This is a genomic window from Brevibacillus brevis (assembly GCF_001039275.2).
Lineage (GTDB): Bacteria > Bacillota > Bacilli > Brevibacillales > Brevibacillaceae > Brevibacillus > Brevibacillus brevis_C.
On sequence record NZ_CP030117.1, the window covers coordinates 4,462,707 to 4,482,926 of the forward strand.

General features: G+C 50.2%; 15 protein-coding genes. 1 reads left to right on the forward strand and 14 read right to left on the reverse strand.

Annotated features, from left to right (window positions below):
- The first annotated feature begins 84 nt into the window (after nt 1-84).
- Nucleotides 85-1,050: an NAD(P)-dependent alcohol dehydrogenase gene (locus tag AB432_RS21635; RefSeq protein WP_048034027.1), complete on the forward strand. Its 966-nt coding sequence runs from the start codon at nt 85-87 to the stop codon at nt 1,048-1,050.
- 71 nt (nt 1,051-1,121) lie between these two features.
- Here the strand turns inward: AB432_RS21635 and AB432_RS21640 are convergent, their stop codons facing one another.
- From AB432_RS21640 to AB432_RS21705, 14 genes are all read right to left on the reverse strand, one after another.
- A complete protein-coding gene (locus AB432_RS21640) occupies nt 1,122-1,868 on the reverse strand; it encodes an IclR family transcriptional regulator (protein ID WP_017250488.1) in 747 nt (248 codons plus the stop codon).
- Nucleotides 1,869-2,054: 186 nt separating this feature from the next.
- Nucleotides 2,055-2,879 (reverse strand): aldo/keto reductase, encoded by an 825-nt coding sequence (locus tag AB432_RS21645; RefSeq protein WP_048034028.1) that lies wholly within the window; start codon nt 2,877-2,879, stop codon nt 2,055-2,057.
- A gap of 78 nt (nt 2,880-2,957) precedes the next feature.
- Nucleotides 2,958-4,595, reverse strand: coding sequence for a hypothetical protein (locus AB432_RS21650; RefSeq protein ID WP_048034029.1), 1,638 nt, complete (start codon nt 4,593-4,595; stop codon nt 2,958-2,960).
- 36 nt (nt 4,596-4,631) lie between these two features.
- Nucleotides 4,632-6,731, reverse strand: coding sequence for a phage tail protein (locus AB432_RS21655; RefSeq protein WP_235617751.1), 2,100 nt, complete (start codon nt 6,729-6,731; stop codon nt 4,632-4,634).
- A gap of 33 nt (nt 6,732-6,764) precedes the next feature.
- Entirely contained in the window at nt 6,765-9,008 is a 2,244-nt protein-coding gene (locus AB432_RS21660) for a putative baseplate assembly protein (protein WP_048034031.1), read from the reverse strand.
- A gap of 17 nt (nt 9,009-9,025) precedes the next feature.
- Entirely contained in the window at nt 9,026-12,100 is a 3,075-nt protein-coding gene (locus tag AB432_RS21665) for a putative baseplate assembly protein (RefSeq protein ID WP_048034032.1), read from the reverse strand.
- A gap of 48 nt (nt 12,101-12,148) precedes the next feature.
- Entirely contained in the window at nt 12,149-12,550 is a 402-nt protein-coding gene (locus AB432_RS21670; RefSeq protein WP_048034033.1) for a GPW/gp25 family protein, read from the reverse strand.
- A gap of 16 nt (nt 12,551-12,566) precedes the next feature.
- A complete protein-coding gene (locus AB432_RS21675) occupies nt 12,567-13,292 on the reverse strand; it encodes a phage baseplate assembly protein V (protein ID WP_048034034.1) in 726 nt (241 codons plus the stop codon).
- On the reverse strand, nt 13,289-14,404 hold the full coding sequence (locus AB432_RS21680; protein WP_048034035.1) for a phage late control D family protein: 1,116 nt from the start codon (nt 14,402-14,404) through the stop codon (nt 13,289-13,291). The genes AB432_RS21675 and AB432_RS21680 overlap by 4 nt, the downstream gene beginning before the upstream one ends.
- Nucleotides 14,405-14,410: 6 nt before the next feature.
- On the reverse strand, nt 14,411-15,046 hold the full coding sequence (locus AB432_RS21685) for a CIS tube protein (RefSeq protein WP_048034036.1): 636 nt from the start codon (nt 15,044-15,046) through the stop codon (nt 14,411-14,413).
- 57 nt (nt 15,047-15,103) lie between these two features.
- A complete protein-coding gene (locus AB432_RS21690) occupies nt 15,104-19,096 on the reverse strand; it encodes a hypothetical protein (protein WP_048034037.1) in 3,993 nt (1,330 codons plus the stop codon).
- Between the two features lie 33 nt (nt 19,097-19,129).
- Entirely contained in the window at nt 19,130-19,594 is a 465-nt protein-coding gene (locus AB432_RS21695) for a phage tail protein (RefSeq protein WP_048034038.1), read from the reverse strand.
- Nucleotides 19,595-19,599: 5 nt separating this feature from the next.
- The gene (locus AB432_RS21700) at nt 19,600-19,791 is read right to left on the reverse strand and encodes a DUF6760 family protein (RefSeq protein ID WP_007721336.1); all 192 of its coding nucleotides are present in this window, start codon (nt 19,789-19,791) and stop codon (nt 19,600-19,602) included.
- Nucleotides 19,788-20,165, reverse strand: a complete 378-nt coding sequence (locus AB432_RS21705) for a hypothetical protein (protein WP_007721338.1) — start codon at nt 20,163-20,165, stop codon at nt 19,788-19,790. The genes AB432_RS21700 and AB432_RS21705 overlap by 4 nt, the downstream gene beginning before the upstream one ends.
- Between the last annotated feature and the right edge of the window lie 55 nt (nt 20,166-20,220).

A 20,220-nucleotide genomic window follows, 5' to 3' on the forward strand; every position in this document is an offset into this window, starting at 1 on the left:
CTCCTATTCAAAAAAATGAAAACTTTAATCAAATGACTCCGTATAAAATAGGAAAACAGCCAAGGCTAATTGGAGGGCGAAGAGATGAAAGCGATCGTATACGAGCAATACGGGCCGCCCCATGTCCTACAGCTCCGGGATGTCGCCAAACCGGTACCGAAGGACGACGAGGTATTAATCAAAGTCTATGCTGCAACTGCCGCAGCGGGGGATTGGCGTTTACGCAAGGCAGATCCTTTCCTGGCACGTCTGTTTAATGGTCTGTGGAAGCCGAGGAAAATCAAGATTCTCGGCTTCGAATTAGCCGGGGTTGTCGAATCAACGGGCAGTGGTGTTTCTCAGTTTAAACCGGGGGATGCCGTCTATGCTGCCTGCGGAAACGGCTTCGGCGCGTATGCCGAATACAAATGCTTACCTGAGAACGGTTGTATTACACTGAAGCCTGCGAACATGACGTTTGAGGAAGCAGCCGCGGTTCCGGTCGGTGCCTATACTGCCTTGCAATTTCTCCGGAAGGGCAATATCCAGCACGGCAGGCGTGTGCTCATATACGGTGCTTCTGGCAGTGTCGGGACGTATGCGGTACAGCTCGCCAAGCATTTCGGTGCGGAAGTGACCGGAGTATGCAGCACATCGAATGTGGAGCTGGTAAGATCGTTGGGGGCCGACCGAATCATCGATTATACAAAAGAAAACTTCGAGGACGAGACTGCGGTCTACGATATCATTTTCGATACGGTCGGAAAGAGTCCGTTTCAGGCATGCATCGAGCGACTGACACCGAACGGTTACTACCTGCGAGCGGTCCATTTCAGCCCTTTGCCAATCGTTCGCGGGTTATGGACGAACATGACGAGTGGTAAGAAGGTGATTGGTGGAACCGCGAACGAAAAAGCGGACGACTTGAGGTATGTAAAGGAGCTAATCGAGGCCGGCAAGCTGCGTGCCGTCATCGATCGCATTTATCCGCTAGAGCAAGCAGCGGAGGCCCACTCTTATGTGGAGCTGGGGCATAAGAAAGGCAACGTGGTGTTAACCGTGCGCCAATGATTACGCATCGATCGTTCAATAAATAAAGCCAACCAAAACACATTCTCTTTGTGTTTTGATTGGCTTCTTCGTTATTTCATCATTTTGCCCATCCGATAGGCTGCTTCCATGATGTAAGGTGCGTATTGGCTCATTTTTTCAGGAGTCAGGCGGTTAGAAGGACCTGACGCCGCAATAGACGCTACCAATTGTCCGTTGCGGTTGAATATCGGGACGGCAACGGCTGCCGTCCCCAGCTCCCGTTCCTCCACACTTGTCGCGAAGCCTTGCTTCCTGATTTGATCCAATTGCTCAATAAAAGACTCCTTGTTCACATAGTCAGGCCAATTCGGGTCGCTGATAACTTCCTGCAAAATGAAAGGCTCTGCATATGCAACAAGTACTTTGCTGGATGCCCCCACCGTGAGTGGCATACGCGCCCCGATTGGCGCCACCCTGCGAATCGGTTGCTTGCTCTGGACTGCCTGTACGCGTATCCGCTCGTTTCCATCTCGTACGTACAAACTGATCGTTTCCTCCACCAAATCCCGCAGTCGCTCCATCTCTGGCAGTAGCAATATGGCTGGATCATCGTTTTGCGACAAATTGGCGGATAACTCCCAAACCCGAAACCCAAGTCGATACTTCTCTGTCTGAACATCTCGTATCAGAAATCCTTTGTTCTCTAGCGTTGCCAGCAAACGATGCACGGTACTTTTATGCAAGGAGAGTCGACTCGCTATCTCACTCAGGCCTAGATCCGTAGCGTCCGTAAAACAGAGCAGGATATCCAAAGCCCGATCGACTGCTCGAACGTTTGCTTTTTGTTCTTCTTCCATAAGTGTTTGACACCTGCTTCCTACTTTGTTCCGATCGTTTCATCTGATGAAACGAATATGCTACTTTTCAGTATACGAAAAAATAAAGCATAGTAAAGAGCGAATCCGAGGTCCGCACAAAGACAGGAATGAAAAAAGGGTAGCCGACCTGTTGCGGCTCCCCGTTTATGCGTTATCCGTGTCCCTTTAAAAATCAAAATCATCTGGGTCTGGCCCAAAACGCTTGTTGTCATTTAGGGCAGTGATTTTTTCTACATCCTCTGCACTGAGGGTGAAGTCAAAAACATCTGCGTTCTGGCGAATCCGCTCTGGTGTGATCGACTTAGGAATCGTGACCACTTGGTTTTCCAAATCCCAGCGAAGCACAATTTGTGCAGGCGACTTGCCATATTTTTGTCCCAATTCTACCAAGAGAGGATGATCGAGATTTCCTTGCATCAACGGGCTCCATGCTTCTAGTTGAATTTGGTGCTCTTTGCAATACGCATGCAATTCTTTTTGAGTAAGCAATGGATGATACTCGACTTGGTTGACAACTGGAATGATCTCGCTATGTTGGCGTAAATCCTCGAGGTGGTGGCTATGAAAATTACTGACGCCAATCGCACGTACATATCCATCGCGGTACAGCTTTTCCAAGGCCCTCCATGTATCGACATACTTGTCTTTTACGGGCCAGTGAATCAGGTACAAATCCAGCGTATCGGTACCCAATTTTTTCATACTTTCATCAAAAGCCTTCAGCGTTGACTCGTAGCCTTGATCCGCATTCCACACCTTTGTCGTGATGAACAATTGATCGCGATCAATCCCGGCTTGACGGATTCCTTCGCCTACTCCGGCTTCGTTGCCGTAGATAGCTGCCGTGTCTATACTGCGATAACCCGCCTCAATCGCGGATCGGACGGCCAACGTTTCGTTTCCGTCTTTTGCCTTCCAGACCCCCAGACCCAGCCAGGGCATCTTCACCCCGTTGTTCAAAACGGAATGATCTGTGATATGTGTTGCCATTGGATCTCCTCCCGTCTTACGCTGATATGTACTTACATTCAGATAGTGTAGCATATTTACAAAATGAGGAAAACCTTGCTACTCTTGCGAATCTTGAAACACCACGTCCTCTGTCCCTGCTGCCAGCGGTTTGATCGCCCACCATCTGATCCTTACCCGATCTGTCTGAACAGGTCCCTTCACCTGAACACCGATCCGAAACGTTCCTTTCTGCGGATAAACGATGACCCCTACGGCAAAATGCGCTGCATCTGTCGCATACTCCGAATCATCAAACACACTGCTATGCCCGTACATCACTTGCTCATGTTGGGAAAGCAACTCATCGATCACATCTGCATGAAAATCCTCGATTCCTGCACTGACATACACGTTGCCTTTCCCGAGGGAGTGCTTGAGCTCCTCCGAAAAATAACGATTGCCGATCTTGACCCCAAACGGCCAGTTGGACAAGTACGGCTCAATCGGTATTTCTACCACACCTGTTGCTACTTGTTCATTTGCCTTTCCAGGCCGGGGCAGTCCAAGCTCAAACTGGTAGACAGACGCCAGATTATCGTAGCTCACATCGAACTGCGGCTTATCACCTGCCGCTATTTCTTTCACGCGCGTGGTCACCCGAAAGGAATCTGCATGGGAGCCTTGCTCGACTGGGTTTCCCTTCTGCGCACGCAACGCAAGCTTTTGCAAAAGTGCTGGTGTATACACGTACTCCCCAAACGGAACAGGAACAACCTTCTCAATCACATAGGTCGCATTCATTTGCAGCAAGCATACTTTTGCCAAATAAAGAAAAGGCTGTTCGTTCGCATGTGTCACCTGATCCAGCTTGCGACTGTAGTAATCGGACACGAGCCGCTCTACCAGATCGTCTGACGTGATTTCGATTTTCCCTACAGAAACGAGATCGGTATGCAGCAAGCGATCGCCGAGTCGAACCTCTGCCTTGCCACCCAGCACTGCCAGCTCTACCGTACCGCGATCCCGGCCAGCCTTGATCGGAATGGAGACGACATAATCCGTCTCTCTTGCGTCAACAGGCTCTATGAAGGATACACTACCATCACTGCTTTCCATGACTGTCAGCCCTGGTGCATCCAGCTTGTATTGGAACTGCACGCGTGACGTTTGTACCGTCTTCTCGATGTGCAACTGCAATGAAAATACTTCACCTGGATTGACGTATCGTGGGGTAGCCTGCCAAATGCGCACCTGTGGATCTGCATAGAGCAGCACTCTTTGCTCTACCAGTTGCACCCCTTCGATGGAAGCAGGATGTGGTGCCTCCTCTTTGATAAAAAGCCGATATCCTTCTGCCACTCGGTTGTATTCAGCCATTTCCTGCTCGACGGTTTCAGAGACGGAGAAGACCTGTTCCTTGCCTTTTTCATCATAGGCTAAGCAGACGTACACATTTTTCGCATAGTCGTTGTTGCTAAAGCCTTCCATCATGGACAGCTTCAGCTTCACAGGCTCAGGAAGCACGATTTCCCTCCCGAGATAATCTAGAGCGACTCCAGCTTCAACCGAAATCTGCTTTTCGTCCACAGCGATCACCTGCAAACCGCATACCACTCCACCCCCGTGAAGCAATCGATTGGTGAGTCGGCGTTTGTCATTGAAATAGCGCTGTTCTGATTCGAAATCTCTGACGGTCAACAGCTTCCCTTTGAAATACACATTCCGTTCATGTGGAAAATAACGCAGATTCTTCATCTCGAACACCTCACTTTGCGTAAAAATCTCGGCTTCTTACTCCAGCTCTGCATCCAGGCCAATCCTGGTGTCATAATCGATTCGTCTGCTGCGGTCGTTCCCGCTTAGCACCGTGTTGTGTGGCATGGATAAATTTTGATCAAGTGTAAGGAACGATGGCTCCGTCAAATAAGAATTAATCCCCACGTAGCTATGGATGTCGGCGTAGATGCCCGGGCGCAGAACGATGAGCTTTGCCTCTGTAAAAGCAGGCTTTTGATCTTCCAAAATCTTTTGCAGAACCGACTGCTCCCGTTCTGTTTTCGCGCATTCCTGCGAAACGATCAGGCAAAATTGGTACGGATGATCCATGTACAAGGAAGAGATCAGCTCGTGCAGCTCCGGGATCGCCTTCATGTCCCTGATTTGAAAATACTCAACGATCATCGGGCGCTCCCCGGTATACAGCTCTACCATCTTTTCCAAGCCCGCACGAGTGCCCCGCTCTGCATACAGCTCCGGTGCGCGACGAATCAGCTCTCGTCGCTGTACCTCTGTCCAATGCTCGTCCCTGCCCATCCCCAACCAGGAAGCGAGCCAAGGGACGAACTCTCCAGGTGTCGTATCAGGATCGAACAACCGCGAGATGGTACCAATCTGTTCCTCCAGCTCCAAGTAAAACGTCCCAAAAAGGGAGAGGAAACGCTCCAAAAAATCAGCACTGGCAGGATCACTTTGATAAGTCGCTGGTAGATAACGCAAAAAGGTGTCGCGCGGCGAGTAAATCCGCATTTGCCTGAGCAACGGGGAATGGCGGTCAGTACCGAGCCATTCGATTTTGAGCCATAAATAACGGCCTTTTGCTGAATGAAACAACGCATCTGAGGCGTTGATTACCGGCTCCGACCATAGATTGGCCGTCCTTTGCAGCTTGGTTTTCCAGTCCATGTCGTCTGCCAGCAAAAAATCATCCAGATTGTGGACGGCTCCATGAATCACATGCTCTTTTCGATCAGAAGAAAACGTCGAGATGAGTAATTGCGTTTCTTCCGGTATGTCTGCATCCAGCTTGATTTTATGCCACACCGTCTCAAATTCCGCGCTATCCAATGCACGAGAGAAGTAGATGCCCATCGGTATTCCCGTCTCATCCAGGTTCGACGTTCGCGAGACGAGTCTCAACATGGTCAGAACATTTTTCTGTGCGTCCCAAACATACAGCTGCTGTTGATTGTCAAAAACGAGCTTGTCTGCACGTCCGTGATAGTTGGTCAATGGCGCAAGTGCTTCTCCCGTCGGTTGAAAACGCAAAATGAATCGGGTATGATCATGAGCCGAATCGATGGAACGACTATCACCTACGTAGAGAATAGGACCTGAACCCACTGCAAATCCCGTGGGCTTGGTTCCTGGCGGGATCGCCAGCGTGCACACATCGGAGCCTTCCGAAGAGAACCGAAACACTTGATTCGTCTGTGTCCAAAATAGATAGACCTTGCCTGCTTCGGCAACGGAGAGGCGAAACAACCTCCTTCGCCTGATCTCACAAAGGGTCGCTGTCTCTGTTACTTTCAATTCCGTATGTGTGTATGTAGCGTCAATCTTACCTGCCCGATTCAATCGAAGGACGACGACTTGTGTTCCCGCCGCGATTTCCTTCCGTTCGTCGTCTCGATCCACGCCCACGGGTGTCGTGATGTAAAGATGTCCTTCTTCATCCAACCCTGCATCCAAAGGAAAAAGCTGCTGTCCCTCCCCCTCCTCCCAGCTCCAAACGCACTGGCCGTTGGCTATGGAATACGCTCCGACTTTTCTCCTCGCTTCGGCGTCGATAATGTACACGTATTCATCGTTAGCGACGAGAAACGAGTCTTTGGAAAACAGCCCGCGTCCAGCGCGAAACACAGTCTCCTTGAAGTTGTTGCTGTCATCATAATGCGTGATATGACCGCTTTCGTCCAACCAAAGCAACGAGCCAACCCGTGCAATGGCAAAATCCAAGAGGCGAGAGTGATGTGTCGTCCCAGCCAGATGCACATGATCGATCACATATTCGGGCGATTTGTTCAGCGCGATCCCCTCGTTGGAGACGTGAAGGTTATACCAGACCCCCCGCTGCCAATCGGACGGATTGTTCAGGGAAAAGAAACGATTCATTGTATCCACGCCCACTCCTCCGTTTGTTCCCGTCTATCTTTCTCTATCCACAATGAGCTCCAGAACATGCTCTCCTGAGTACACCAGCGCATGAAGTGGTATCTGAATATCTCCCCCTTCATCCCTGATGATGCCTGTGCCCTCCGCGGAAACCCACAAATCCGTCACGTACAGCACACCCTCGATCTGGTTTAATACCTCGTAGAGATCGCTTTTATAAACAGGCCGTCCAAATTCCCATCCTTTTCCTTGAAAAGTCGAAGAATCTTGGACATTCAATGGTGTTAAATACTGCTTCAGTGCCTGTAGCACGATCTGCTTTTTGTCTGCAAACGCAGGCTCTACCACGATTGTGGAGAAAACGGTCACTTTGATATAGGCGGGAGCGGCCACATGGACTTCTGTCGTCAGCAGCCTTCGCTGTTCCAATTGGTGGCGAACGGTCCTTAAGGAGCCTTCACTTGGCAGTGGTGTCGGCTGGTCGCTGAACGGGACGATGACGACGGTCATTTGAGCGGCTGCACTTTGCTCGGATACTCCCATTTCCCCTACTTTATACAGGGGGATTGCCTTCGCGCGGGCCACTCGCAACCCGGGAGTCGCTAGCGCAATGGCCTCATAATCTTCTGCTGTAATGGCCCGCTGTGGTTTTTTCCATTCCATTCTCATCCTGCGTTTGGCTTGATCGATCGTTTCGCGCTCGCTTCCCCCACTGGCTGGACGGGGATTGGTCACCTGCGCGTGGGTTCGCTGCCGGGCAAGCGGGAGGAACCGAGTAATTTGGCCACCCTGTACATTCCCCTTCGCACCTTGGCCTGTCTGACAAGATATGATCCGAATGCCCGCCATGCCTTCCAGCCTTTCAGGAATGGCTCCGTGCTCATTGTTACCAAACGCAATTTCTGCTCCGTCCGCATCATACAGTATAAAATGGCGATCCTTTGGCCCCGATCGGTCAAAATCAGTGACCAGCGACCAGTCTTCCCAGACCGGAAACGGACTGCCTTCGACCTGACGTGCCACCTGAATGACAAACGTTTCTGGCAAGATCGATTGGACATTCAGCCGAAACACTTGATGTGGCAATCCACTGCTTACTCCAAGCAACCGCTGCCCTGCAAAGTCACTCCGATAGGCGATGACCCGAATATTTCTGCGGCCCTCAGGCATTGCACTCCCAAACCGAATCATCGTTGCGCCCTGTTCTGGGTCCCGCGAAACGCGATATGAAAATACACCTGTATCAGCTTGGTCTGGTTCATCTTGATTCCATCCACTTTGCCAATCATGCCCCTGTTTGCATTGAACCTCTACTGTGCCTTCATATGGTAACGAGCTTACAAGGACGATCTGCTGATCCACTTGACCCGTTCCATCGTACTCCCACACTTGGCTGAAGGTTTCGCGTTGGATGGCGTTCACGGTGTTTAGCTCGATTTTTTCCATGCGTGGAGCCAATTCGAATCGACCTGCACGCAATGTCGCACAGAGCCAGAATCGAGGCCGATCATTGGCGGGGTAAAGCATGATTGGCTTCATTGTCCCTTCCAGCTCAATTAGGACTCGTCCCGAAAAGGAGAGATTCATCGTTTCATCCGAGACCCGTGGCAACGGACTCCAACCTGTTTCTTTCATGACTTCGTTCTGTCCATAATACTCCCACTCGAGAGTGGCCGATGGAACGAAAAGCGATGTGGGCGTAAGCGGGACGATTGGGACAGGATAGTCTTCAAACAGGCGCAAACCGATGGAGACTGCCCTCCCCACTGGCAATGGCCGATCAAAGCCTAAATAAATCTTGTTCCCTATCTTTGGTTCCTGACCAAATGCGTAGTAGGAAACACCGTTATGCGCATTGGATGAACTCACATCGGTCGTCCCGCTTTCTGTATGAACCAGAACACGCTCCAGGCTGGCTGGTACCAGAACAAGCGAATGTTCCGTCTCGAAAGGAAGATTCCCCGCGAACAATCTCGTCTTCTCCGGAAGGATCGCTTCTTCTGACACGTCGAAAAACGTTACATCCGTCGTCGCACATGACTGGTTCTTTGGGTGTACACCCATGAGCTGCAAAAATTTGCGTTCGTTCTTTTCTGTGATCCGGTTGAGATAGTATTGCTGCATTTCCATCAACCACGCGAACATCTCCAAAAGCGTAATGCCCGGATCGTGATGACGGTGATCACCCCACTCTGGCTGCAGCTTGGGGATCGCGTTTTTTGCTTGTTCGACGATCTCCTCAAAGTGGCGATCATCCAGATTCTTGGATGGAAGCATAGCGCGCACTTCCTTTTTCAATGTTTGGGTGGGGAGAAAGCCTGGCCTTCGTGAACGCGGACGCTGATTCGATGGGCTCCCTCTGTGACAATCCCATGTACGATCGTTTCGTATTCAGAAGCGAGTATTTCCTTTCGTTGCCCATTTTCCGTTCGAAATACGGCCAAGGTCAGATGATCCACAAAGCGGACGCCCTTTACGGATTTCAACAACGCAAATAAGAGCGAAGGATGCACACGCTGGCCTATTTCCCAACCCCCACCGTGCAGATTTCCTGTTATCGGGTCAAGGAATCGTGCGAGCTTGCCGAGTGTCTCCAGCTCCACCTCAACGATTTCGTCCAAAGCCCCCACTGCCAGCTCTGCCGTCACTGCAATTTCCAAGTAGACAGGCTCCCTGACATGAATCCGCTCGGGAGAGGCTACCGTCGCTGCCGCATGTGTAAGCAAGTAGTTCGTGACAGAACGCCGAAGCTCCAAAAATTGCGTACCGGAGCAGCCCGCTGCGGGTAATACGATCACAGTGACATGCCCTGCTTCTCTTTGCAGGCGGCTGTTCCGATTCGGCAAACACTTCACTTTGGGTATCTCCGGATGCGCTTCACGGACGAGCCATTCGAAATCTTCAGCCGTCACAGCTCGATAGCGATGCTTGATTGTTTGAGGACCGCGCTGTAAGGCTTCCGTCAGCAACTCCCGATCACTTCCCCCAATCGCAGGCACCGGATTGCTGACAGCTTGGACAAATGGAATCGATTGTTCCAGTTGATTCAACTGCCCAGCAGGAAGATTCCCTGCTGTTCCCCCTCCAACCTTATACGTCACCCTCACGGAACCGAGTCCGGATTGAGGAAGCTCCCTCCCGTGTCGACCATCGCCAAACAAAATTTTTCCGGTAGCGCTCTCCAAGCAGTAATGGCGATCATCCGGGCCAGAATCGTGCAGATGCTCTACTCGCTTCCAGAGAACCCAGCATTTTTGCTCGTTTCCCTCAGAATCATAAAGAAGTTCCACCCGATTTTCTGGATGTTCCAACCAGCTCTTTCGTTCACTCGGTAAAAAGAAGCCTGTTTCATCTACCCATACCTCTTCGCCCATGACGGGAGGGCGGATGAGTCTGTACTCGGCTTGTGGCCCCTCTGTTATCCGCTCTGCCATTTCATTGCGAATCGTCTCCTGTTGAATGGCTCGTATCGTATTCGGATAAAAGCCGCTTAGCACAGGAAGTCTTGCATCCAAAGCGCCTCCTCCAAGACGATTGTCTACGTTGACGGCGCGAATCCAATAACGCTCCCGCTCAAACATTTTGCTTTTTTCCATATCAAAAGGACCAGCGAATCGGACGGTACCACTTTCCGTAAAACCAGCGGTCTGATCAATCGTTTGCAGCTTGGCCCACGACGTTGTTCCTGTTTCTTTGCGCTTGTATTCCCATTGCACAACCGGAGTAGCACCCAGGGATTCTTCCATAGGTAGAAAAGAAAAGTAGAAAGAGAGCGGTCCTTGTAAAGGCGGCTGCTCAAATCCAAAGTAGACGGCGGGATGCAGGCATTCGGACGGCCAAAACGGCTGGAAGCTAGCCTGATGATGGCCTGTACTGACAGGGTGCTGCCAATCCAAGTCGTTCTGTATGAGAATCACTTCCGGTTGTTGCAGCGACTCTCGGTACGAGTAGGTCAGGCGCATGTCTTCCAGCCATGGGGCCATGTATACAGGATTCGGGCCATATAAGCCTTCCACCTGAAGAATTCTCACACGAATCCAATAACCTAACTGTGATTGGACGGTTGTCGGCTGCAAATCATCTGGACACGTAAAGGCAACCTCAATCTCTTCATCCGAATCGCTGCCAGCAAACAGCTTCTCACGATCCTCTCCTGACAGGAGCACTATCCATCCGCTGCCATTCCAGTATTCCCATACCACCTTGCTGACCGTGACGGGTGTCGTCGCAGGAGGGTCAAAGGAAGATTCCTTCATGATCCATTTCCATTTCGGTTCCGGTTGTGAGAGATGCGTAGCGGGATAAGGCACCGTTTTCATCCGAAAACGCAGGGCGACTGTACTACCAGGCTTCGTCAACGCCTCTTCACAGGACAAAAAAAACATGCCATACGGTGCGAGCTGCTCGCCAAATGCAAGGCAACCACTCCCGGAAACCTGCACATCATTGGAAAAAAGCATGTCGGGTGCAAGGCCGTTCGAATCGTCTGTTGGCAAAAAATCCGTCTTCATCTGGATTTGGGTCAGAGAGGTGCTCCCGCCATTTTTCATCCATTCATGAATCCTATCTGGCTTCACTCTACAACGGAGCCAACGATTTTCGATTCCTTGCACTTGGCTAGACTCCCATTTTTTCCGCTGCTTTTTTTCCAAGCGCAGTCGATTTTGATCAGCCTCGATCTTGTCGAACAAAACCCATTCGCCCTCTGAAAGATACGTCCACTCGACCAGCTCTGGATTCGCCAGCTTCTCTGTCAGCAAGGATTCCAAATAGCGTTCCTGATTGGAAACCATCGTGAGCTGGATCGAAGCACGATCTCCTAAACAAAACAAGTCCTCATGTCCCAAATACCAGCAATGCTCCTGATGATTAGGCAAAGCCTTGCAGTCCAAGAGAGAGAGGGGGGCATTTGTTCCAAGCCAACTCGTTACATCTGTTAAAAAGTCTCGACTGCCATTGGAAAACAACAGATCTGTCGGGAGAGAGGGGGTAGCCAGCATAGGCTGATCTGTTTCGAAAACCACTTCATCGCCAAGGGCAGACTTCCCCGAAACTTTTGTGCCCGCCGGAATCCAAACTGGCTTTTGCACACCTGTACTCAATTCAAATGTCAAGAAGGTTTCTGCCGGTCGTGCCTGAGCCATTCCGACACCGAGCATATTGAGAAAAGCGATAAAATTTCGCTCGGGCACTTGGTTCAAACGCTCACGATTATTCATCAGCATGTCTGCGAAAAGGAGAAATAAAGCCGTACCCGCATCAGGATCTTCTGGAGTGAATCGCCACTCCGGGGTATAGAATGGCACCATTTCGCGCATTTTTCGGATGACTGCTTGCATGTCCCGCGGATCGACCAAAGGTGGTTTCACGTTACCCACCTCCCTTCCTTTTTTCTTCACGCGGCTGGGACTCTTGCGCTATCCACGTGGACCGAGACGATGGACAGGATACAACAACTGATAGCCTTTGTTTGTCGCACGTACCGTATAGCTGATCGTAACGTTCACCATTTCAGAATGAGTCTTGTCGACCTTGGCCTCCACCTGCACATCCCGCACACGCGGTTCCCAGATCATGATCGCTTCTGCGATGTCCGACTGGAGCAAAGCCAGGCTCGTTCCGTCCGTACCATCAAACATGAAGCCTTGCAATCCGCTCCCGAATTTCGGTCGCATCACACGCTCTCCCTTTGCTGTGGAAAGAATGATGCGAATGGCTTCTGCGATGTCATCCTCGTAATCGGACAAACGAATACGACCTGTAGCCTGATCCACCTGAATAGGGAACTTCCATCCTTTTTCACCGAATGGCTGCTGCATGGAATCCCCCCATGAATTAATTCAATTTGATCACCGAACCGTTGACGGCAACAATTCCGTCAGATTTGATGTTTAGGGACGCTCCTGCTTTAATCGACATGGCTCCCTGCGCCTCCAGATTCAACTGCGTGGACTTGATTGTCAGCGATGTGTCTGACTGAATGGTTACTTGCCCTTTTGCATTCAACGTGATCGTACTTGAGCCGCTCTTCACCGTAACCTCGCCCGTGCTGCCGCCTTTGATGGAGATTTGGTTGTTTCCACCGCTCTCCGTAAGCACAATGCTTTCATCCTTGTCCGACAGCTCCACCTGTTGTCCTTTTTTCGTGGCAATCGTGATCTTCCCGTCATTCGGATCATCGCCAAAAATCACTTCGTGGCCTGCACGGGTCGTGATTTTTCGGATGTTGTTTTTTTCTGCCATTTCCGGACCTTTGTTTTCCTGATTCCAGAGCATCCCGATTACAAACGGCTCGCGTACATCTCCCCAGTGAAACGCGACCAGCACCTCGTCGCCTACCTCTGGAATAAACAGGCTGCCGCGATCTTTTCCTGCAAAAAGCGTGGCGATTCGCACCCAATCCGTCTCCCGCTCATTATCAACCAGAGGCAGCTTCAGCTTCACACGAGAGAGCTTTTCCGGGTCTTCATTGTTCGTTACAATACCGACAATGACACCGTGGATTCTTGCCCGTTCTTCTTCTGTTATTTCATCCTGGTAGAACCAATGATCAAAGCTCATATCGTATTTCCCTTCACATGAAACGTCGTAACATAGCCAGATGCCACATCGATGGTATGTGTGACAGATGTGATGTAATAAGGCTGACTCAGCTTTTTCCCCATGCCCTCTAGCATGATATAGCGGCCAGCACGAATTTCTGGCAGACCGACTGCCTCACAGTTGCCATCGAGAAGGTTCATGGCGAGTTGATTCAAGCGTGCTTTGGCAACTGCTTTTATTTCCTCAGGTGAGTCCAGCTTTTTCGTAGACTCGTATTTATCAAAATAATCACCGATTGCTTTCAGCAGATCAGCGCTTGTCTTCGAATTGGTCCCGAGCTTCCCGATATCTGTGCTTGTTGCTTTTGCTTCCTGGAGCACCGTTGTTTTGTCATTGTCTACCCATCTCACCGTATAGGAGGAAGCTTGGGAAGCAATGTTGACATCAACGGAAAAGCTGCGCAAGGAAACTCCCCAGACCAAGGTGAGGACCGGCGTCATGTTGCTCAGTGGCTTACGGAAATATAAGTTCTTCCCAACGATAAAAAAGTCGTAGTTACAAATTTTTGCAAGACGATTTAAAAACTGAAAGTCAGTCTCGGAGACCGTCTTTGTAATGGTCTCGATTGTATGAACCGTATCATCCACATGTGTCGACAAGCCGTATTTCTGTCCCAGCTCTTTCACGACATCGCTGTATTTCTTTTTATTCCAGGAAGTAGACTTGTTATCGACCATAAGCAGGAACGATTTATCCATCCCTTTTACCGTAATGGTTGGCGTCTCCTCACAGGCAAACGAAACGGCAGTAATATGCCCGTAAAAGAGGCTGGATAACTCGGTTCCATAGCCCAACTGAATCTCGATTTCGTTGCCAGGAACCAAATAATCATCTGCCCAGCGAAATTCCCACTTTACCGTATCAAAAGCATTGATTACCGAAAACGAGAACGTATCCGCTTTGCCTTCCAAGCTGGAATTGATCGTCGCTTTGGTAATGGCGACACCTACTTGGCTGATCAGTTTTTTCCCTCCAACGAGTATTTCCAAGGCTGGGGAATGAAAGTTGTTGTACGTTTGGCGCAGGTCATCGAAGGTATGGCGGTCTGTCGTCAATTTCAATTCGCTCATGCTTTGTCACCTCACAAGTGGCACATGCAGGGTACTAGCCGGTTTTAGCAGTCTGGGATTGTCGATCTGATTGGCGTTCGCAATGTTTCGCCATTTCGACGCATCACTGTACGAGTGATACGCCATCAAATACAACTGGTCTCCTTGATTGACTGTTTGTTGTGCGACCTTTTCTCTTGCAGCCCCGATATCGTCCGTAGACTTTTTCACGCTCGTGCCTTTAAAGGTGACGCCTAACGTAGCTCTTACCGGTGTCCCTTGGTCGAGAAACATCGTAAACCGCTGCGAAACCTTCTCGACAACACCGGTGAATTGAAAGCTGTCCCAGACGAATTTGCAAAGGGGTGGCGTACTGATTTTCTTTTCTACGGCCATCAATCCCAGCACCTGATTCGTGAAGGCACGCACATCCACTCCAGCCTCGTATGTATCAAAAAACAAGTCGACCGATAATGTCTCGATATCACCGCTCGTGAACATTCCGACTGGTACCGATTGCCCCAATATCTTTTGCCAAGAGTAGTTATTGGAAGCATCTACCTTGTATTCCGAAGGGTTAAAGAGAACGGAAATACTCTCCTTGAAGTCTCCTTGCCCGTTGCGATCCACTAAAATCTTGGCCTTTTTCTCCTGACCCATCATTGGCTTTTGCCTCTCTTTACCGAAGAAATAGTCGTCTGTGAATGCGGCGATTCCTGCTTATAGACCTCGTCGCTGCCGCTCTTGAGTAAGGCGCTTATCCAGCTCCTTCATCATTTTATCCATCAATCGATCTACCTCTTGTGGGGATAACGACGTCTGATTGCCAGCCCTCTCTTGGACGTGTAGATCGACTTGTCGTTGGAGTGGAAGTGTTGTCGTCTGCTGCACGGCGGTTTCTTGAGACTGGTTGCTTTTTCGCAGATAATCCATGGATGGCGGTGACTGAACGGTAGCAGCAGGGCTTTCGTGACTGTCCACTGTACGTAACGCTTGTCGATGAATATGGGTTGTGTTTTCAGACAGGGAGCGCTGCTCGGATTCTCCAGGCGCTCTTTGAGCTTGTTGCATTCGTTGCAGGAGTGGAGGCTGCATTGTCATGGCAACCATTGACTTTGGAACAAGTGTTAGGGATGTGTTTTTTTCCGCCTGTTTCACTTTTTCCGTGGCCATTGGTGTTGACCCCAGATTGAATAGCCTTGGTCTTTGCAGGGGGGTGAGTCGAGCGTCTTGAATCTCGACCTCCTGTGCCTCATTAGGAGTTAGCTGTTTAATCGTCTGTGCCTTCGAATTGACTGTCAGAATCTGCTCATGGTTGCTTTGTTGAAAACGGCTGCGGCTACTACGCTGTCGTGAATGCAATCTATCCAAGACAAAATCAATGGATTTTTCTCTCGCAAATGAACCAGATTTGATTGGACGGTGGTGAGAAAATGGCTCCAAGCTGTTGACTCGACCTTTTTGTGGTAGTCGCTCTGCTGCACGTTTGCTTCTGTTCTCGTGAACGGAACTGTCGAGCATCCCTATGCTTTGACCATGCACATGGCTAGGGAGTGGTCCCCATCGTTTCTGAACAACCATTTGTGTATCGTGTCGGTTCAGAACAGCCGAGAGTGAGTGATGGTTATTTTGGACATATGCTGCCGTCCGAAAATCAGTCTGGATAGCCTTTCTGATTTGCTCCATGACTTGAAGATAAGCGTGAGCACGTAGGGCAACTGAGCTTGTCCAAAAGCTGGTGGTCTGCTGCAAGAAGCGGGAGCGGCTTTCACGGGATTGACGGCTTTCTCGTAATGAATTGCTATCGCCCATGCGAGACCTTGACTGATCATTCGATTGCTTTTCACTGCTCGGGGGAGCTTTCCCACTTGTGCTTGTTGCGCCTATCTTTGCAAACTCGCTCATCGCTGCGAGCTTCGCGCTTTTTTGTAAGAGGATCGTGAGTCCTAGTTCCGCACTCCATCCAGCAGCTATCCGTCGCATTGATTTTCTATCAGAGGCGTTCTCTGTGATAGACAACGGCTTCACAGACGTGTCGTACAATCGCTGATGATCGGCTTCTCCAAGTCCAATCCACTCTGTGGCACGACGTATTGCAGAATCAAAGCGGTTCTGCCTGAGGAATACGGCTTCCCGCTCATGGCGATGAGTATGAACGAATGCTCGACTTGTACTCTGTTCATTTTTTAGGAAGACGGTGTTCCGTATTGGACGATGCTCATGCTCGTGTACCATCGAGATCGTCGCTATTCGTTCGAGCAGGCTGAACTTTTCTTGATTCTTGGAGAAAGAGAAAGCAAAATCTGTCTGCTTGTCCTTCCCACCCTGAAGCAATAGTAGCTGACGTACCAACTCGTATGACATCTGTATAAGGTGCATATTTTGCAGAAAATGAATGGTTGGCTGGGAAAATGGTTGAGAGATGCCTTGGGATGCGCTCTCTTTGGTCAGAACATTCCGCAGGTGCATCAACCATCTACTAGGCGTATTTAATGCCGCAGGATACGGAGATTGGTTCTCCGGCTCATTCAGAAGGTTCCTTGCATGAGTGCTAATAGCCAGGAGCTCCCTTGCTCTGAGCTGTTCTGCCACCAACTGTTGAAGATGCACCCACGCCATCACAGACTTCTCGTTCGTCTCTTGACGGGTAGAACTTGCGATACGATTTTGTAGCTTCTGCCAGTGTTGGCGATTCGTATGGAAGACAGGCACGAAGCGATTCCATACAAACCGTGCAGTACTAGCTATACCGGCTGGCTCACGCTCGATTTCGTTATGAGTTTCAAGATATTCGTTGATCCAAGGCTGGTTCAACCATCCTCGTTTTTCAAAGAAAACAGGAGCATTGGCTGACTGGAAGCTCTGTATCCAATAAGCAGCGATCGACTTCCTGACAACTGACTGCGAGAGAAGCGGAACTATTCGGGAGATGGGGTGTAAAACGTGTAACGCCAAACCCGTCCACCACTCATGCTGTAGCATGTCAAACTGCTGATACGAAGCACGCGAGGCAACCTGGATCATGCTCCTTTTGCCCGGATGAGTTTGCCCATGGTTTGATCTCAAGCGAATGGACTGCTCCCACTGCTCCCTGACAATCTCGTTCAACCTAAGTTCCTGTAATGTCAACTGATTCCTTGTTGCGATGGATTCGGAAGAAAGCAGTTGCAAAGGGTGAAATGTAATGCTACTCAGTTGCTCCTGCTCTACCCGAGATGCAAGCACAGTTGCTTGTCGCTCTCGACTTATGACAAGCTGGCGCAACCAATACATCAAAGTGCTCGACTGTTCTTCCCGCCCGCTCTCTATCTGCTTCAACCTCTGTCGAGAACCAAGCACTGCTAGCCCACGTTCTCCTTCTGCCGTCGAAAACTGTTGAGCTAAATGGACCAGTTGTTTGTTCCTATTGGCATCCGCTCGATGAAGCATGCCAGGCAATACGGACGAGAACACCTTCGAAGCCTCAATGCTTTGAAGTATCTTCCGTTCCAATGAGCTAGAAGAGACTTCAGACAGCGTTTCTAGCATCCACTCGCTTTTCGCTTGCGGATGTTGACGGCTACTCGCGAAAACAATTGGCTGTAAAACACGTGGCCGTAGATTCGTGGTCATCATCCTAGGCAGCCAAGTTGCTCGACTTTCCCGCCAGTACAGACTCAAATTTCCCCACCAACGCCCCCAAAGCTCAGTCTGCTGGGAAGCTACAGACCAACGTGTACTTTCATGAATGATTTGGCTTTCGATTTGTCTTGCGAATTCTCTGCCGTCCATTCCGACTTTCTCTGTCCATACCGAGCGATCCAAAGGTAAGCTTGTAGCCCGTCCTTCTGCTCTTTTTAGCAAAACAGGAAAAGACCACGTCCCAACCTTTGATTCCATCCCTCTACCGATCAACTGCAAAAAGTCGCGAACCCCAAACCGTTCGAATCGGCTAGCTGCAAAACCCGTCGCTCCGACACGTGAAATCGAGATCGCAGCTACTCTTGTCGCTGATTCGAGCCGTATCCGCTCACGTGCTTTTTGCATGGTCTTGAGTCCACCAGGCTCACCAATTCGCGCCGTGTGTACCAAAAATCCCGGCGAACCATAGGAAGTCCCAAGCGTCCAAAATCTTTCACGTACGGCTTCCTTGTTGTCTGAAACTAGTGCTTTCAAAAGAGGCGAAGCAAAATCGACCGTGCTTATCTGCTCGCTGAACCGTCCCAGTGGTTGTGATTTTTCAAGTAAGCTTGCTCGCTGAACCGAAGACTGAACATAACTGGACGAGCGATATCTATCTCTTCCATTCGAGACAACGGTGATCCGAGGCAGGTAGACCTTCTCGATTAATTTGGATGACTCCCACTTCCGCAAAAGCTCATGCATCAAAGTAGCTGGTCGTACTTTTCGTCCTGGTCCCGATGCTTGGATGATCACCGCACGCTCTTTTGTCCCTGGGACGCCAGCCTGGCCGTTCGGCAGCATTTCTCGATTCAATCCGAGGTAGGAGTCCACTTGTACCTGCATGTGTACATGAATAAAGGCTTGATGAAAGTGGTTTTCCTGCCCTCCGATACTCGGCGAAAAATCACGATGGATCAAAGCAAGGTAGGCGGGATCTCGACCTTCCTCGTGCCGATACTTCTGCATGATGCTTTGTGCAAAGCCTTGGCTGGACGCCCTTGGCAGCAGTGATGGACGACGCGAAGGTAGGAGCGCCTTGATCGTTATCATCGTTTCTTTTGCTCCTTGCAGACGGGATAAGGCTTAAAAATACGCTTTTAAGCCGTGGTGCACGATTTCCAATGTCTCAATGGCCACTTCTCCATGCGTGGCCCGGAACTCCGGTCCAACCCACTTAACCGGATACGCCCCTTCAAATGCCCAAGCCCCCACGTCATTTCCGTTTGGGTCCATAAGAATGATCGCCCCCTGCTTGCGCTTGCGCTTTTCTGGCGGGCCAAAGTGGAAGTCCTCATACCATCGCCACAGCTCGTTTGATCTCACAAATCCTCGTTTGAAGACCAGGTTGGGAAACTTGCTGCGTTTCGGCAGCTTGTGGACGAAATGATTCACGCCGCCCTCCTGGTACTCCTCCAGCTCTGTTTCGACGGCCAAACCGGACACTTCACTAAATCCAGCGACCCAGATGCCATCCATCTCCAATCCAAACGGAAGAAAGTCCACACGAAATCGGAGGTTGGTGTAATACGGATTCTCATTGGCGAACACCTGAATCACCTCCGCTTAAACACATCAAAAACATTTTCGGGTTCGTCATTTTGCTTGCGATTGATCGCGGATATCTCCTCGCACCAGCGGCGCCGTTCCTTGTGTTCCATCGACATGATCTCGTCGTGAGGCCAGTGAAAATAGTAGGCGATGAAGGCGGCTTCTTCATAGATCTTGTCGACGGGGTATCCACTCATACTCCCTCCAGCGCCCCTGAAAAAGCCATGTCTACCTGAAATTCATGCTCGCATTTCGGGCAAGATGTCTTGAACATCGAGCTGTCCAATTCATTGATCTGTCGGTACAAGTTTTGCAGATACGCGAGATCCGCCGTAAATAGCCGTTCTACCACTCTTGTGTCAATTCCCCGTACATCTCCCAGCTTCGTAATCACTCTCGTCAGCAAAATAATCGTCAAGTAGCCGGGATTTTGCTGGACACGCGGATCACGCATCGGCAAAATTTCGTCGGCAGCCGTCGCCAAGCGCATGACTCCCCGCTTGTGCAGGTTTCCTTCTTCATCCACATAGCCGCGCGGGAGCTCAAATTCGTATTCCGTTTTAAATGCCATGGTGTCATCCTCCTCATCACCCTAGGCCAGCAAGAGTGACAAAGAAAAGCCTTTT